This window comes from Pseudomonas sp. ABC1 (assembly GCF_013395055.1).
In the GTDB taxonomy this organism is placed as follows: domain Bacteria; phylum Pseudomonadota; class Gammaproteobacteria; order Pseudomonadales; family Pseudomonadaceae; genus Stutzerimonas.
This window is the reverse complement of record NZ_CP058349.1, coordinates 3,505,562-3,522,376: the sequence shown is the minus strand read 5'-3', so window position 1 is coordinate 3,522,376 and position 16,815 is coordinate 3,505,562. Positions and strand designations below refer to the sequence as shown.

Below are 16,815 nucleotides of genomic sequence, written 5' to 3'. Positions count from 1 at the left end.
TCCCCCTCGTTATCGTTCATGCATCGAATGGCCACCTGGCCTGTCACGCCTCGACGCTTGCCCATTGTTTGCTCAGGCGTTTCTCGGATACCGGCATCTTCGTGCCCAATTGCTGCGCGAACAGCGAGACACGGTACTCCTCCAGCATCCAGCGGTACTGATACAGCTCAGCATCGCGTCGACCTTCCTTCGCCTGTTTTTCCAGGCGCGTCTGGTATTGCTGCCAGCAGGCGCTCAACTCACCTGCCCAGACACGGTCCCGCTGCACCTGCGAACCGACCTTTTCCAGGCGTTGCTCGATGGCCTTGAGGTAGCGCGGAAACTCCTTCAGCCACTCGATCGGCGTATCGCGCACAAAGCCCGGATAGACCAGGTTCGCCAGTTGCTGCTTGATATCGTTCAACGCCACCGCCTGGGCCAGGTCGATGCGGCCCTTGAAGTGCTTCTGCAGGCCATGCCACAGCTTGAGCGTCTCCAGCACCAGTCGTGCCAGTTGCCCGGCCTGCTCACTCCAGTCACCACGCCGGCGTTCGGCGATGGCGGCCAGTGCACCACCGTCGCGGGGCAGTTCATCAAGGTCGCTGAGGATACAAGTGTCCAGGCTGGCCAGCAGGATGTCCTCGACCAGCGCCTCCACCCGACCCAGTTCGCGATGGAGCAGGCCAAGCTCGGTCAATCCGGGCAGCCGGCTGCGCAGGTACTTGGCCGGCTCGGCCAGTTGCTGCAACAGCAGGCGCTGCAAGGCACGGCGGTGCTGGTAATCAGCCTCGGCACGGGTCGGGAAGCGTCCCTGATGGACCTCGCCCTTCTCTTCCACCAGAGCCGGATAGACCGTCATCGACAGCCCAGCGACCTTGTGTTGCGCCTGCTGCTGCACAGGCGCGAAGGCCTCGGCCTGCACCCGCTCCTCGCTGGTGCGCTTGCCGGGCGTGGCCAACGCAATGCGGCCATCGGCGGCGAAACGCGCCGTCAGCTCGGACAGTTCGCGTCCCTCTCCCAAGCCTTTGCCGTCACCGTCGACCACCTCGATATTCATCCGCAGGTGGCTGTCGAGCTGCCGCTCGGCCTCCTGCCAGGCGTCATCCGGCACCCGCGCCCCGGTCATGCGCAACAGCTCCTGGCCCAATGCCTGGGTCAGCGAACCATTGCCGAAGCTCACCCGCTCCAGGGCCGCCTGGACGAAATCCGGCACCGGCACGAAATTCTTGCGCAAAGCCTTGGGCAGGTTGCGCACCAATGCCACGCACTTGGCCTCCAGCAAACCCGGCACCAGCCAGGCCAGGCGCTCGGCGGGCAACTGCGGCAACAGCGGTGCCGGTACACGAATCGTCACCCCGTCGCGCGGGTGGTTCGGCTCGAAGTGATAGCTCAGCGGCAGTTGCAGTTCACCGAGCTGCAACTGGTCAGGATACTGCGCCGCCGTCACTTCCCTGGCGTCGCGGGCCAATACATCAGCCTCGGTCATCATCAGCAACTGCGGGTTGTGGGCGCTTTCACGCTTGTACCAGCTCTCGAAACGGGCGACCTGGCAAATGTCGTCCGGCAGGCGCGCCGCGTAGTAGGCGTAGAGGGTTTCCTCGTCGGCGAGGATGTCGCGGCGGCGGGCCTTGGCTTCCAGTTCGTCAAGACGCTCCAGCAGGGCACGGTTGGCGCTCAGCGCCTTGGCCTGGCTGCGCATCTCGCCACGCACCAGTCCTTCGCGGATGAACAGTTCGCGGGAGACCACCGGGTCGACCGCACCGTAGTGCACCGGACGCCGACCGACGATGATCAGGCCGTAGAGGGTGATCTGTTCGTAGGCCACCACCTGGCCGCGCTTCTTCTCCCAGTGCGGCTCGAAGTGGTTTTTCTTGATCAGGTGGCCGGCCAGCGGCTCGATCCATTCCGGTTCGATACGGGCGACGATGCGCGCGAACAGCTGGGTGGTCTCCACCAGTTCCGCCGCCATGATCCACTGAGGCTTCTTGCGCCCGAGCACACTGGACGGATGCACACGGAAGCGTCGCTGGCGAGCGCCGAGGTAGTCACCCTCCTCGGTCTTCTGGCCGATCTGACTGAGCAACCCGGAGAGAATCGCCTGGTGCACGGCGGCATAGCTGCGCGCACGCTGCGCCGCTTCGCCGGCCTCGGCCTGCTGGCGGGCAATGGCGTTGACCCTGGTGTCTTTGCTGTCCTGGGTCGGTTGACGGGCTGCATGGGTATCACTGCGCTCAACCCGTCCTACCGACGGCGCGGCGCCTTGGCGCTGCCCATCGCGCGCGGGGGCACCGCCCAACCTCAACTCACGGGCGATCAGCACCAGTTGCCGGTGTGCATCGCGCCATTCGCGCAGGCGCAGGTAGTTGAGGAAGTTCTTGCGGCACCAACTGCGCAGAGCGTTGCTGCCGAGTACCTGGCGCTGCTCTTCGAAGCCACGCCAGATATTGATCAGCGCGGCGAAATCGGAGTCCGGATCCTTCCACTGCGCATGGGCCTGGTCGGCGGCCTGCTGGCGCTCCAGCGGCCGCTCGCGCACGTCCTGCACGGACAGCGCACTGGCGATGATCAGCAACTCGTCCAGGCTGCCCAGGCGCACGCCTTCCAGCAGCATGCGACCCAACCGAGGGTCGATCGGCAGGCGCGCCAGTTGTCGGCCAAGGGCGGTCAGTTCGCCCTCGCGGGTGACCGCCGAGAGCTCCTGCAACAGGTTGAAGCCATCGCTGATGGCGCGACCATCCGGCGGCTCGATAAAGGGGAAATCCTCGATGCGGCCCAGGCGCAGGTGCAACATCTGCAGGATCACCGCCGCCAGGTTGGTGCGCAGGATCTCAGGATCGGTGAACGCCGGACGTCCGAGGAAATCCTCCTCGCTGTAGAGGCGGATGCAGATACCCGGCTCTACCCGCCCGCAGCGGCCCTTGCGCTGGTTGGCGCTGGCCTGGGCAATCGCCTCAACCGGCAGGCGCTGCACCTTGGCGCGGTAGCTGTAGCGACTGATGCGCGCCGTGCCGCTGTCGATCACATAGCGAATGCCCGGCACCGTCAGCGAGGTCTCGGCGACGTTGGTCGCCAGCACGATCTTGCGCGCCGGCAGCGGCTTGAAGATCTTTTGCTGCTCCGCCGGGGTCAGCCGCGCATACAGCGGCAGCACCTCGGTAAAGCGCAGGTTGGCCTTGCGCAGCACCTCGGCGGCATCACGAATCTCGCGCTCGCCGGGCAGGAACACCAGCACGTCCCCCGGGCGCTGGCCGACGCTGCGCTCGTGGGCGGCGATCTCCTCCAGCGCGGCGAGGATGCCCTGGTCCACGGTCAGGTCGTCCTCGACGCGGTTGCCCTCCTCGTCCACTTCCTGCGACAGCGGGCGATACCAGGTGTCCACCGGGTAGGTACGGCCGGACACCTCGATGATCGGCGCATCGCCGAAATGCCGGCTGAAACGCTCGAGGTCGATGGTCGCCGAGGTGATGATCAGCTTGAGGTCCGGGCGGCGCGGCAGCAGGGTTTTCAGGTAGCCGAGCAGGAAGTCGATGTTCAGGCTGCGCTCGTGGGCTTCGTCGACGATGATCGTGTCGTAGCGTTCCAGATAGCGGTCATGCTGGGTCTCGGCGAGCAGGATGCCGTCGGTCATCAGCTTGACCAGGGTGCTGTCCTTGCTCTGGTCCTCGAAACGCACCTGATAGCCCACCAGCTCGCCCAGTGGCGTACCGATTTCCTCGGCCACACGGGTTGCCACGCTGCGCGCCGCCAGGCGGCGCGGCTGGGTATGGCCGATCAGCCCATGCACGCCGCGCCCGAGTTCCAGGCAGATCTTCGGCAACTGGGTGGTCTTGCCCGAGCCGGTTTCCCCGGCGATCACCAGCACCTGATGCTCACGAAGTGCAGCCTTGATCTCTTCACGCTTGGCAGCGATCGGCAGGCTGTCGTCGTAACGCATCGGCGGCACACTCTGGCGCCGCGCCTCGACCTTGGCCCGCGAGCGCTCGAAGCGCTCCAGCCACTGCGCCAGACGCACCGGGTCCGGCTTCTTGCGCAGTTCCAGCAACTGGCGGCGCAGGCGATGACGGTCGCCGCTCGACACCTGGAGCAGGTTGTTCAGCAGGCTGTCGATCTGAGTGTCGAGCGGGGCCTCGTTGGCGGGTGTGGCTTCAGTCATGGTGATCCGCGGGGAAATACACAATCAACAGGTTGCCGCATTCCGCTTTCCCCCTCTCCCCTCGGGGAGAGGGTCAGGGGAGAGGGGCCATACGGCGAAATAAGCGATACGTCAGGCGCGGGCGGCGATGATCAGCGCCTTCATCTCGCGCACCGCCTGGGAGAAACCGACGAACAGCGCATGGGCGACGATGGCGTGGCCGATGTTCAGTTCGTTGATGCCCTCCAGTGCGGCGATGGCCTGGGTGTTGTGGTAATGCAGGCCATGACCGGCATTGACCACCAGCCCCAGTTCACGCCCCAGTGCCACGCCCTGGCGAATCCGCTCCAGTTCAGCGGCCTGTGCCTGCGGCGTTTCGGCGTCGGCGTAGCGCCCGGTGTGCAGTTCGATGGCCGGAGCGCCCAGGCGCCGCGCCGCTTCGATCTGCGCCGGTTCGGGGTCGATGAACAGCGAGACTTCGCAGTCCAGCCGCGCCAGGCGCTCGATCGCCGCAGCCACGCGTGTCTCCTGCGCCAGCACATCCAGGCCGCCCTCGGTGGTCAGCTCCTGGCGGGTCTCGGGGACGAAGCAGGCATGTTGCGGGCGAATCTGCTCGGCGAACGCCAGCATCGCCTCGGTGATGCCCATCTCGAAATTCATCCGCGTCTGCAGCACTTCGCGCAGCACCCGCACGTCGCGGTCCTGGATATGCCGGCGGTCTTCGCGCAGGTGCACGGTGATGCCGTCGGCGCCCGCCTGTTCGGCATCCAGCGCGGCCTTGACCGGGTCCGGGTAACGCGTGCCACGCGCCTGGCGCAGGGTGGCGACGTGATCGATATTGACACCGAGCAGGATGGTTCTGGCTTCAGCCACGGGGTGACTCCTTGATAGACATGAACAGTTCGCGGCTGACCAGTGGCCGTCCGCCAAGATGGGGCGCCAGCGCCTGGCGCATCAGGCGCTTGGCCGCGCCCAGGGCGCCCTCGCTGGACCAGTCCGCCTCGGCCATCGAGAGTAACAGAGCGCCCTTGAACAGACCCGGCTGGAACTGGAAAACCGCCTCGAAACCCGCCTCTGGCTGCAAGCGGTAGAAGGTTTCCGCCTCGACGGGTTGGCCGTGGATATCCTGGTCCAGCGCGAAACCGTAGCCCAGCTCGCACAGCAGACGCCACTCGAACGCCCGCAGCAACGGCTCCAGCGGTCGCCGCGCCGCCAACGCCAGCAGGCTGTCACGGTACAGGTCGAACAGCTCGGGGTGGGCATCTTCCGCCGGCAGCAGGCGTGTCAGCAGTTCGTTGAGGTAAAGCCCGCTGAACAGCGTGTCGCCTTCCAGCCAGTGGGCGACACCCGCAGGCTCCATACGGGCGACGTTCTTCAGTTCGTGGCGCCCGCGAAACTCGACCTCCAGGCCAATGAAGGGACGGGCCAGGGTTCCCGCCTTGCCTCGCGCACCGCGCAGGACTGCACGCAAGCGGCCCTGTGGCGTGAGGAAGTCCACCAGCGCGCTACTTTCGCGGTAGGGCCGGCTATGCAGGACGAAGGCAGGGACGAGCGCTGTGTTCATTGAGCCGCCTGGAATGCCGCCCTACGCCATGCGGGCGGGTATACCGATGGAAAACCGCACGATCCGATACCGCTGCTGGGTCCCCGCTTACTAGCTTTTCTCCCCTCTCCCATTTATGGGAGAAGGGGGCGGGGGAGAGGGTTGTGCGTCTTTTTACCCTCTCCCCAGCCCTCTCCCGCACGCGGGAGAGGGAGCAAAAGCGGGAGCATTCTGCGTCAGTTGTAACCCAGCGAATGCAGTGCGCGTTCGTCGTCGGACCAGCCGCCCTTGACCTTGACCCAGAGGTTGAGCATGACCTTGGAGTCGAACAGCACCTCCATGTCCTTGCGCGCTTCCTGGCCAATGCGCTTGATGCGCTCGCCCTTGTCGCCAATGATGATTTTCTTCTGCCCGTCGCGCTCCACCAAGATCAGCGCATGGATATGCAGCACATGGCCCTGCTGCTTGAAATCCTCGATCTCCACGGTGATCTGGTAAGGCACCTCGGCCCCCAGTTGGCGCATGACCTTTTCCCGAACCAGTTCGGCAGCCAGGAAGCGGCTGCTGCGGTCGGTGATCTGGTCTTCCGGAAAGAAATGCTCGCTCTCCGGCAGGCGCTCGGCCACCAGTTGCTCCAGCACTTCCAGATTCTGCCCGTGCTGGGCAGAAACCGGCACGATCTCGGCCTTGGGCAGTTGCGTGGCCAGCCATTCCAGGTGCGGCAGCAGATCACCCTTCTCGTCGAGGCGATCGACCTTGTTGACTGCCACGATCAGCGGCCCTTCGACGTACTGCACACGCTCAAGCACCAATTGGTCCTCGTCGGTCCAGCGGTTGCGGTCGACCACGAAGATCACCACGTCCACGTCCTTCAGGGCCGAGGACGCCGTGCGGTTCATGTAGCGATTGAGCGCGGTCTCGCCATTCTTGTGCAGCCCTGGAGTGTCGACGTAGACCGCCTGCACATCGCCCTCGGTCTTGATGCCGAGCATGTTGTGCCGCGTGGTCTGCGGCTTGCGCGAGGTGATCGCGAGCTTCTGCCCGAGGATATGGTTGAGCAGCGTCGACTTGCCGACGTTCGGCCGGCCCACGATGGCGACATAGCCACAACGGCTCACGGGTGCATCAGTCATTGGTGTTCTCCACGCCGAGGGCAACCAGTGCGGCTGCCGCGGAAACCTGTTCGGCGATGCGCCGACTGGCGCCCTGCCCCTGTGTCTTATCGTTCAGCAATACCACCTGGCACTCGACGAAGAACGTCCGGCAATGTGGCTCACCCTGGATATCCACCACCTCGTACTTGGGCAACTCGCCACCGCGCGATTGCAGGAACTCTTGCAAACGGGTCTTCGGGTCCTTGTTGGTGTCCACCAGCGTCAGCCCCTGCAACTCGTTGGCCAGCCAGGCCAGCACGCGGTCTCGCGCGGCCTCCATGCCAGCGTCCAGGTAGATGGCGCCGATCAGGGCTTCCAGCGTATCGGCCAGGATCGACTCGCGGCGAAAACCACCGCTCTTCAGCTCACCAGAGCCGAGTCGCAGGTAGTCGCCCAGTTCGAAGCCTCGCGCCAGCACGGCCAGCGTCTCGCCCTTGACCAGCCGGGCACGCAGGCGCGACAACTGCCCTTCGCGCGCTTGCGGGAAGTGCTTGAACAAAGCTTCGCCGGCGACGAAATTGAGAATGGCATCGCCGAGAAACTCCAGCCGCTCATTGTTGCGGCCAGCGTAACTGCGATGGGTCAGGGCCAGGAGCATCAGTTCCTGATCCTTGAAGTGATAGCCGAGCTTGCGCTCGAGACGGCTCAACGAATTGCTCACGGCATCCTTAGGCGATAATTCCGATCAAAACATGCCTCCGGCCGGGATTGCCGGTCGGAGGTCCTCGCGTTTCTCATCACTCGGGTAAAGCGACGACCTGCGACAACGCATCGGGATCAGTGGATCAGCCCGACGCGGGAGAAGGACGGCAGAGTGCTCAACTTGGGCGACTCCCAACTCATCCACACCGCGAACGCCTTACCGACGATATTGTGATCCGGCACCATGCCGGCCATTTCCGGCTCACCGGTCACACTCTCCCAGTAGCGGCTATCGTTGGAGTTGTCGCGGTTGTCACCCATCATGAAATAGTGCCCGGCAGGTACTGTCCACTGCCGCTCGGCCTCGATCCGGTAACGCTTCATTTCCTTGCGGATCAAGTGCTCGGCCTGGCCCAGGCGTTCCTGGTAAAGCTGCGCACTGCCCAGGCTGCCCGGCTCCTCGCCGACCAGTGTCTCGGCCACCAACTGGTCATTGACGTACAAACGCTTGTCGCTGGTGTAACGCACCACATCCCCCGGCAGCCCGACCACACGCTTGATGTAGTTGACGCTCGGGTCGACCGGATAGCGGAACACCATGACATCGCCGCGTGCCGGGTCGCTGACCTCGATGACCTTGGTATCCACCACCGGCAGGCGGATGCCATAGGCGAACTTGTTGACCAGGATGAAATCGCCGACCTCAAGAGTCGGAATCATCGAACCGGATGGAATCTGGAACGGCTCGACCAGGAAGGAGCGCAGCACCAGCACGATCGCCAGTACCGGGAAAAAGGACTTGCCGAACTCGATCAGCGTCGGCTCGCGATTGAGCACCGCCAGCGCCTGTGCCTGGGACTCGGCCCTGGCAGCGGCTTCAGCTTCCAGAACGAGGGCATCCTTTTCCGGGGCATCGGCGGCAGCCTGAGCGGCCTTGGCCTCCACCTCGGCGATCTCGCGCTCGAACTGCTCGACCGCCACGCGTCGACGAGGCGCGAAGAACAACAGGTCGAGCAGCGCCAGGGCGCCACAGACGGCAACGAGGATGACCAGAATGAGCGGGAAATTGAACGACATATCAGCTATCCACCTTCAGGACCGCGAGGAAGGCTTCCTGTGGAATTTCCACACTGCCGACCTGCTTCATGCGCTTCTTGCCCGCCTTCTGTTTCTCGAGCAGCTTGCGTTTACGGCTTACGTCACCGCCATAGCATTTGGCCAGGACGTTCTTGCGCAGTGCCTTGACCGTGGTGCGTGCGACCACCTGCCCACCAATGGCCGCCTGGATCGCGACATCGAACATCTGGCGAGGGATCAGTTCCTTCATTTTCTCGGTCAGGGCACGACCTTTGTAGTGCGAGTTGTCACGGTGCACGATCAGCGCCAGGGCATCGACCTTCTCACCGTTGATCAGCACGTCCAGCTTGACCAGGTTGGCTGACTGGAAGCGCTCGAAGCTGTAGTCCAGCGACGCATAGCCACGGCTGACCGACTTCAGGCGGTCGAAGAAGTCCAGCACCACCTCGCTCATCGGCAGGTCGTAGCTGACCTGTACCTGCGAACCAAGGAACTGCATGTCGCGCTGCACACCGCGCTTCTCGATGCAGAGGGTGATGACGTTGCCCAGGTGGTCCTGCGGCACGAGGATATTGGCGCGCACGATCGGCTCGCGCATGTCCTCGATGGAGGACAGGTCCGGCAGCTTGGACGGGTTATCGACGTAGATCGTCTCGCCGTTCTTCAGCTTCAGCTCATAGACGACGGTCGGCGCAGTGGTGATCAGGTCGAGGTTGTACTCGCGCTCCAGACGCTCCTGGATGATCTCCATGTGCAACATGCCGAGGAAGCCGATACGGAAACCGAAGCCAAGGGCATCGGAGCTTTCCGGCTCGTATTGCAGGGCGGCGTCATTGAGAGTCAGCTTCTGCAGCGCCTCGCGGAAGTCCTCGAAGTCGTCCGAGCTGACCGGGAACAGGCCGGCATAGACCTGCGGCTGAATACGCTTGAAACCCGGCAGGACTTCGACGTTCGGCGTGCTGGAGAGCGTCAGGGTGTCGCCCACCGGCGCACCGTGGATGTCCTTGATACCGGCGATGACGAAGCCGACTTCACCAGCTTTCAGATCGGCGGTTTCCGTGTGCTTCGGCGTAAAGACACCGACGCTGTCGACCTGATGCAGCTTGCCGGTGGACTTGACGAGAATCTTGTCGCCCTTCTTCACCCGACCATGCTTGACCCTTACCAGCGAGACCACACCCAGGTAGTTATCGAACCAGGAATCGATGATCAGCGCCTGCAGCGGCGCATCAATCTCGCCTTCGGGGGCCGGGATGACCTTGACCAGGTGCTCCAGCACGTCAAGCACACCCATGCCGCTCTTGGCGCTGCACGCCACTGCGTCGGTAGCGTCGATGCCGATGATGTGTTCGATCTCTTCCTTGACCCGCTCCGGCTCGGCCTGGGGCAGGTCCATCTTGTTCAGCACGGGCATGACCTCCAGCCCCTGCTCGATGGCGGTGTAGCAGTTGGCTACCGACTGCGCCTCGACACCTTGCCCGGCATCCACCACCAGGATCGCACCTTCGCAGGCGGCCAGGGAGCGGCTCACCTCGTAGGTGAAGTCGACGTGACCGGGAGTGTCGATGAAGTTGAGCTGATAGGTCCTGCCGTCCTGGGCAGGGTAGTGCAGCGTGACGCTGTGGGCCTTGATGGTGATGCCTCGCTCGCGTTCGAGGTCCATCGAGTCCAGTACCTGCGCGGCCATCTCACGTTCGCTCAGGCCCCCGCATATCTGGATGAAACGGTCGGCCAGGGTCGATTTGCCATGATCGATATGGGCAATGATGGAGAAATTGCGGATATGACTCAGGTCACTCACAGCTCTAGCACTCGAAAAGGTCACAGGCAGAATGCCCGCCGAAAATAGCCGGGGAGTTTAACTGATCGCCTTTTACCGCGCCACGCCCGCCGCAGCCTCATCAGGCTGCCAACCACGCCTGGGCGATAGCCATCGGAGGAACCCCTGCCCCGGCCGGCCATGGCCTTACTTGCACAATGGCATAGAGCCACTAACCTGAAGATCGCCCGCTCAGCTACCCGGGGTAGAGCGCCTTGAACACCCCGTGAGCAGGCACAGGACAAAAGAAAAGACATGGAGAGAAAAATGAACGTCATGGTACGACTTGGAATATACGCGGGCTGCATTGCACTATCCGGCTGTGGTGCAACCAAGTTTGGCAATACCTTCGAAGGCGCGGGTGACTACAGCGTCATCACACAGCCCCCTGGGGCGGAATCAACAACGTTCAGTGGAAAATACCTGAAGAAAGCCACCGGTAGCACTTTCGAGTCTCAGGACTTCATATCCATCAGCCTGAAAAGCGCCTATATACACTGGTTCTCCAGCAGTTGGTTCGAGAGAGCAGAAAACAACCTGGCCTCCATCACCGATCCACGGTCTTATCCACGTGGCCAGATCGCCATTGTCGCCAATGTATACGAAGGGAAAAACACGGCAACCAATGTAAATGCAGGCACGAACGGCCGACTGATCTATTACTCCGATGATGTATATGCGGGGCAGATGCTCAACTTTTCATTCAATCCAATCTATGGCCCGATACGCTGGAATGGCAACCCTTTGACCATAGAGCTTACGGTGATAGAGCTGGACCAAGAGGAAAACAAACGCTTCAAAGGCATGCTACAGACGGTCGCGAGCCTAGGTTCAGAACTTCCCGTCACGGGCGCGAGCAGGCTTCTAAATAGCCTGAACCGGATTGGCGATGCCCTGATCGGCTCCAATGCAGACGATGTAATTGGCCGCTATCAAGCAACATTCGTCCCCTCGGACGGTACAAAAAACTATGCATTACCTGTCCTGATGGAAGGCGACCTTGTATTCAGCAGGCACGCGGACAGAAGTACGCCCATTAACTGGGAAAATTACCAATACAACGAAAAAGAAGGTCGCCTGAAAAAGAAAAAACAGAAAGGCCAAGACGGGCAGGACGAGCAACCGGACTTTAATTATTTCATCGTCACCATAGGCAAAAACCTTGGCACGATCGATATGACCCCAGACCTGGACCTCAACGCCTTGCAAGAGAAAATAGCAAATGCAAAATCCCCGCAGGACGTACAGGACATTTCGAAACGCATGGCCACCGAGATATCACGCGAAGCAAGCTTTCTCAAAGTTCTGAAATCAATAAGCGGGCTGACCAGAGCCGACACACCCGAGGCAGTGAAAAGCCTTGAAGCCCGGACCATCGCAGAGTCCCTGCAGTGCGCCTATCTGGCAAGCCAGAAATCCGGGAGTAGCCAGGAAAAACAAGCCATAGTCCAAGTCTGCGGACAGGACTATCAAGACACCGCTCTGAATCAAGAGGCTTTCAGCTATTTCGCCAGGAAGCTGGTGGCCCTCAAAGGCTGCGGAGAACTACCCATAAGCAAACAGAGCCTAGCCCTGAATGAAACGACGGTAGCGACGCTTGAGTCGGCTCAGGAACAACTGGCCAAGGCACTCACGACCTGCTCAAAACCAGACTAAGCCACCCGGCCCCTTCCGCAGGGGCCGGGTTATGCTCACTCTAGCTTTGTAACACTACGATGCTGCTGGTAAACCCAGTCGACGATCTCCCCTTCCGGCGTATAACCGCTGACCACCTCGCGCAGCAGCAGTCGTACCTTCGGGTAATCATCATCCTTGAGCGCTGCGAGCAATCCACTGATAACGTCCTTGAGCGTATCCCACGAGTAGTGTTCCTCGCTGGCACGCATGATCATCGGGTGATCGGTCGGGCTGACGTTGTCGCCGATCAGCAGCTCTTCATAGAGTTTCTCGCCAGGACGCAATCCGGTGAACTCGATGGCGATATCGCCGCGCGGGTTCTGCTCCGAACGAACGCTCATGCCGGACAGGTGCACCAGCTTCTCCGCCAGGTCGGCGATAAGGACCGGTTGCCCCATGTCCAACACGAAGACATCCCCGCCCTGCCCCATGGAACCTGCCTGGATGACCAACTGCGCCGCTTCGGGAATGGTCATGAAATAACGGGTGATCTTCGGGTGTGTCACCGTCACCGGCCCACCGCGCCGAATCTGCTGGTAGAAACGCGGGATCACCGACCCCGATGAACCCAGCACATTGCCGAAACGCACCATGGTGAAACGGGTCTTGTTGACGTGATGCACCGAATCATCCGCACCGAACAGCACCGGTACCGGCTCATGGCTCAACGCCTGCAGGATCATCTCGGCAACACGCTTGGTACTGCCCATCACATTGGTCGGGCGCACCGCCTTGTCGGTGGAAATCAGCACGAAGTTGGCGACACCGGCCTGCAAGGCAGCCTGGGCCGTATGCAGGGTGCCAAGGATATTGTTCAGTACACCTTCGGCTACGTTGTGCTCGACCATGGGCACATGCTTGTAGGCCGCCGCATGGTAGATCGTCTCGACCGCCCAACTGCCCATCACGTCCAGCAGCCGCTGAGGATTGCGGATAGACCCCAGGATCGGCACCAGGCGCACCGCCAGGGACTCCCGGGCAATACGCCGCTCGAGCTCCATCTGGATGCTGTAGAGGTTGTATTCACTGTGTTCGAACAGCAGCAGCGTACGAGGCTTGTTCAACAGAATCTGCCGGCAAAGCTCCGAACCGATGGAGCCGCCCGCCCCCGTGACCATCACCACTTTGCCACGTATGCAACCCTCAAACAGCGCCTGCTGAGGCGGCACGGGCTCACGCCCGAGCAGGTCGCCGATATCCACTTCCTGAATATCCTCGACCTTGACCCGGCCACTGGCCAGGTCCATGAAGCCGGGCACGCTACGTACATGCAGCGGGAAAGGCTCCAGCGTCTCCAGCACCTCACGCCGCCGCGCGCGGGTTGCCGACGGGATCGCCAGCAAGATCTCGTCGGCACCGCTTTCGTCGATCATCTGCTGGATATGCTTGGCTGAATACACCCGCAGCCCGGCGATGGCACGGTTGTAAAGGCCCGGGTCATCATCGATAAAGGCAACCGGTCGCATCAGACGCCCCAAGCGCAGCGCCGCCACCAACTGATTGCCCGCGGCCCCCGCACCATAGATCGCTACCCGAGGCAGGCGCGCCTCTTTACCCTTGAACCTCAGCACCGACTCAGGATCGAACCAATCCCCCATGAAGTACTGACGCATGGCCAGGCGCAGGCCACCGATCAAAAAGATGCTCAGCCACCAGTAATTGAAGACCATCGAGCGCGGCATCGGCTTGGGCGCGTCGTCGCCATACCAGTAGATGGCCAATGCGAGCAGCAGCGCGGAAATAGACACCGCCTTGACGATGGCCAGCAGGGCATCGTTGCCCAGGTAGCGCATCACCGCCCGGTACATGCCAAAGCGTACGAACAAAGGGATCGCGATCACCGGAGCAATCGCGAACAGCCAGATGTGAGTGCCGAAGACATCAATATCCTTCGCATCACCGAGACGTACGACGAACGCTAGCCAGAGCGCGGCCCATACGAGGAAAATATCCACGAACACCTGGAGTATTCGCTTGTAGCGGCGCGGCAGCTTGATCAGTCGCTCACGCAGCTTCTCGGCAAGTCTCAACAAAACAGAACCCTCAAGAAAACCCTGAAAAATCGCTGACGCCCGCACGTAGGGTGCGCCGTGCGCACCAGAAATCACAACGCCGAGCGTTCAGACGCACGTCCTATGCAAGCAAGCGCTAGCCTGCGATCTTCCAACTCAATACGACACGTGAACGCGCCGCATCGGCTTTGCCCGGCAATTCGTGAAACGCTCCGTGGATGGTCACATCGCCAGACTTGATGTACTCGACCACGAACACACCCGCCCCCTCACTGACGACCCGGCGGCTGTAGCCACCCTTGACCAACAGAGCGAACAGATCAGCCTCGACCAGCATCCGCCCAGCGCGGGACTCAACGGTGACCTGCTCGTAGGTCGCGCCCTCCTTTTGCTGCGTCCCCTGGTCGACCACCGCGCCAACGAACGGCGCCTCCCCCACACGCCCGGCCTCGGCATACTGCTTGACCACACCCGTCCCCCAACTCTGGAAAGGCGCAGCCTTCCAGACGATCGGACGTTTCGCCTGCGGCTCCTGCTCGCAGCCCAGGAGCGTGAAAGCGGCCAGCGCCATGACAATGATTTTCATCGAACGATCCAAACCACTGAGTATAGGAATTGAATTTCAGCACAACGTTATGTAACTGCAATGAGCACTCACTTAACCCTGTCACCAGCCCCTCTGCCGACAACTGTCATCAAGATGTACTTGAAATAATCAGCTACCGTCAGGCTCTGGATCATCTTCTGGTCCGTCTCAGCGAGCAACGCTGGCGTCGACATATCTATATTGCTTACCTGAGCCAGCCCTGTAATTCCGGGACGTACATCAAAAACCCCACGGGCACTGCGCTCTCGCGTCAACTCGTCCTGGTTGAACAAACCAGGACGCGGCCCTACCAGGCTCATCTCCCCTTTGAGTACGTTCCACAGTTGTGGCAGCTCATCCAGCTTGGTCTTGCGCAGAAAACCACCCAACCGGGTAATAGATGAGGTGGATGCAAGATGGCTGGCAACCGAAGCCGTATCGACCTTCATCGTGCGGAACTTCACCAATGTGAAGGGTTTCTGATGACGACCGACACGCTCTTGCCGGAACAAGGGAGACCCCGTATCAAACAGACCGACAACATAAATAATCAGAAATATCGGAAAGCCAAAAACCAGTCCGAGTATAGAGAAGGAAATATCAAATAAACGGATCACAAGTCAGTCCTTTCCAGTTGTAAAACAGCGCTGCAGCCCCTCTTGCACCGTATAGGGTGGTTTCCACTCTAGTAGCTCGCAGGCTTTGCTAATGTCCACCTGCAATGAGCCCAGCAGCCGTTGGGCTATCGCCCCCTTACCCAGCAAGGTCGCGCCAAAGTGCAGCAGGCCAGCCGGCACTGGAATAAGCCGCGCAGGTTTACCCATCGCCAGGCCTACGCCACGCAGCAGTTCGCTGGTGGACAGGTCCTCACCATCACCTGCCAGGAATACTTGATTAGCGGCGGCAGGATGATCGATGCAACGGATGATCAAATCAACCAAGTTGTCGATGCCGACCAGCGAACGCTTGTTGTAAATGGCGCCGAAAGGTAACGGCAACCCCTTTTCGACCAGCTTGATCATGCTGGCAAAATTACCCTTGACTCCCGGACCATATACCAGCGGGGGACGAATAATCACCACCTCCATACCAGTTCCGCTAGCCAACTGCATCAAGCCCTGCTCGGCTTCCAGCTTGGATTGTCCATAAGCATCCTTAGGGGCAGGTGCATCGCTGGCATCATAGGGTGATCCTAAAAGCGTACCCTCGCCATTGACCTTGATCGAACTGATAAAGATAAAGCGTTTAACGCCAGCAGCGACTGCCTGGCGCGCCAAGTTCAAGGTGCCGTCAACATTTACACAGCGATACTCGGCCAAGGGATCGGCCCCTTCGCCCTTCATGATATGGGCGCGGGCGGCGGCGTGGATCAGCACATTCACTCCAGGAAGCAGGGCAGAGAGATCAGCCTGCTGCAAATCCCCCACAGGGTAGAGCCCCAGTTCGTTCGCACCTTGCGGCAAACGACGGCACAACCCGACAACTTGGAAACTGGCGACGCGCTTGAGTTCGAAAAACAATTGCGAGCCAACGAAACCGTTTGCTCCGGTCAGTATGATTTCGGCCATTGAAAATTTTATAGTCCTGTTAACGCTCCGTTAATGTGAGCATCGTTTAATCAGCCAGCTTGGTGCTTATTTATTATATGAGAAGGGTTATCTAATCGCTCCTTAACAAGCTTCCCTGGAACGCCTGCAATTACAGAGTTTTTAGCAGTATCCCTTACCACAACCGAATTTGCTGCAATGAGGTTACCTTCACCTATCGTTACACCTGCAGCAACAACAGCATGAGCCGCCACCCAAGAACCTTTACCAATAACTATTGGTGCCGGATGGCCACCACCAAATCTTACCGATCCGTCTTTAAAACCATGATTATTTGAAGACATGACCACATAAGGAGCTATAACAACCTCATCACCAAAACTTACTCCACCGATACCATTTACCCAAACTCCTTTCGCAATAAAAACATCCTTACCAATAATAATTTTATTAGCCGCAAGAAATGTAACATCTCTAGCCAAAGACAGCCTCTTCGGAAACCCAGGCAAAAAAATAGATATTAGCCCTCCCCTAAACTTCATTACTGGACCAACATCAGGAAGCCACGATGTAATCAATGTAAAAAACCAGATAGGCAGACCATACCTAATCTGATATCTTAATTCAGCAACAATGTTCTTCATAGC

General features: G+C 60.5%; 13 protein-coding genes. 1 reads left to right on the top strand and 12 read right to left on the bottom strand.

Features of this window, described 5'->3' with window-relative positions:
• Positions 1-43: 43 nt before the first annotated feature.
• The 7 genes from hrpA to lepA all read right to left on the bottom strand — a co-directional run bounded on the left by hrpA (position 44) and on the right by lepA (position 10,328).
• A complete protein-coding gene (gene hrpA, locus HW090_RS15415; RefSeq protein WP_179114350.1) occupies positions 44-4,132 on the bottom strand; it encodes an ATP-dependent RNA helicase HrpA in 4,089 nt (1,362 codons plus the stop codon).
• Positions 4,133-4,243: 111 nt separating this feature from the next.
• A complete protein-coding gene (gene pdxJ / locus HW090_RS15410; RefSeq protein ID WP_179114349.1) occupies positions 4,244-4,984 on the bottom strand; it encodes a pyridoxine 5'-phosphate synthase in 741 nt (246 codons plus the stop codon).
• Positions 4,977-5,675 (bottom strand): DNA repair protein RecO, encoded by a 699-nt coding sequence (gene recO, locus HW090_RS15405; RefSeq protein WP_179114348.1) that lies wholly within the window; start codon positions 5,673-5,675, stop codon positions 4,977-4,979. The genes pdxJ and recO overlap by 8 nt, the downstream gene beginning before the upstream one ends.
• A gap of 215 nt (positions 5,676-5,890) precedes the next feature.
• Positions 5,891-6,787, bottom strand: coding sequence for a GTPase Era (gene era, locus HW090_RS15400; protein WP_179114347.1), 897 nt, complete (start codon positions 6,785-6,787; stop codon positions 5,891-5,893).
• Entirely contained in the window at positions 6,780-7,469 is a 690-nt protein-coding gene (gene rnc, locus HW090_RS15395; protein WP_179114346.1) for a ribonuclease III, read from the bottom strand. The genes era and rnc overlap by 8 nt, the downstream gene beginning before the upstream one ends.
• Positions 7,470-7,585: 116 nt before the next feature.
• On the bottom strand, positions 7,586-8,527 hold the full coding sequence (lepB, locus tag HW090_RS15390) for a signal peptidase I (RefSeq protein WP_179114345.1): 942 nt from the start codon (positions 8,525-8,527) through the stop codon (positions 7,586-7,588).
• Between the two features lies 1 nt (position 8,528).
• Positions 8,529-10,328 (bottom strand): translation elongation factor 4, encoded by a 1,800-nt coding sequence (lepA, locus tag HW090_RS15385; protein WP_179114344.1) that lies wholly within the window; start codon positions 10,326-10,328, stop codon positions 8,529-8,531.
• A 285-nt stretch (positions 10,329-10,613) separates the two neighbouring features.
• On the opposite strand from lepA, the gene HW090_RS15380 reads away from it, so the two are divergent.
• The gene (locus HW090_RS15380; RefSeq protein WP_179114343.1) at positions 10,614-12,002 is read left to right on the top strand and encodes a hypothetical protein; all 1,389 of its coding nucleotides are present in this window, start codon (positions 10,614-10,616) and stop codon (positions 12,000-12,002) included.
• Positions 12,003-12,037: 35 nt separating this feature from the next.
• Here HW090_RS15380 and HW090_RS15375 read toward each other — a convergent pair whose 3' ends face one another.
• From HW090_RS15375 to HW090_RS15355, 5 genes are all read right to left on the bottom strand, one after another.
• Positions 12,038-14,035, bottom strand: coding sequence for a polysaccharide biosynthesis protein (locus tag HW090_RS15375; RefSeq protein WP_373416401.1), 1,998 nt, complete (start codon positions 14,033-14,035; stop codon positions 12,038-12,040).
• Between the two features lie 136 nt (positions 14,036-14,171).
• Positions 14,172-14,621: a hypothetical protein gene (locus HW090_RS15370; RefSeq protein ID WP_179114341.1), complete on the bottom strand. Its 450-nt coding sequence runs from the start codon at positions 14,619-14,621 to the stop codon at positions 14,172-14,174.
• Between the two features lie 68 nt (positions 14,622-14,689).
• Positions 14,690-15,238, bottom strand: a complete 549-nt coding sequence (locus HW090_RS15365; RefSeq protein WP_179114340.1) for a sugar transferase — start codon at positions 15,236-15,238, stop codon at positions 14,690-14,692.
• Between the two features lie 3 nt (positions 15,239-15,241).
• Positions 15,242-16,189 (bottom strand): SDR family oxidoreductase, encoded by a 948-nt coding sequence (locus HW090_RS15360; RefSeq protein ID WP_179114339.1) that lies wholly within the window; start codon positions 16,187-16,189, stop codon positions 15,242-15,244.
• 50 nt (positions 16,190-16,239) lie between these two features.
• On the bottom strand, positions 16,240-16,812 hold the full coding sequence (locus tag HW090_RS15355; RefSeq protein WP_179114338.1) for an acyltransferase: 573 nt from the start codon (positions 16,810-16,812) through the stop codon (positions 16,240-16,242).
• Positions 16,813-16,815: the final 3 nt, after the last annotated feature.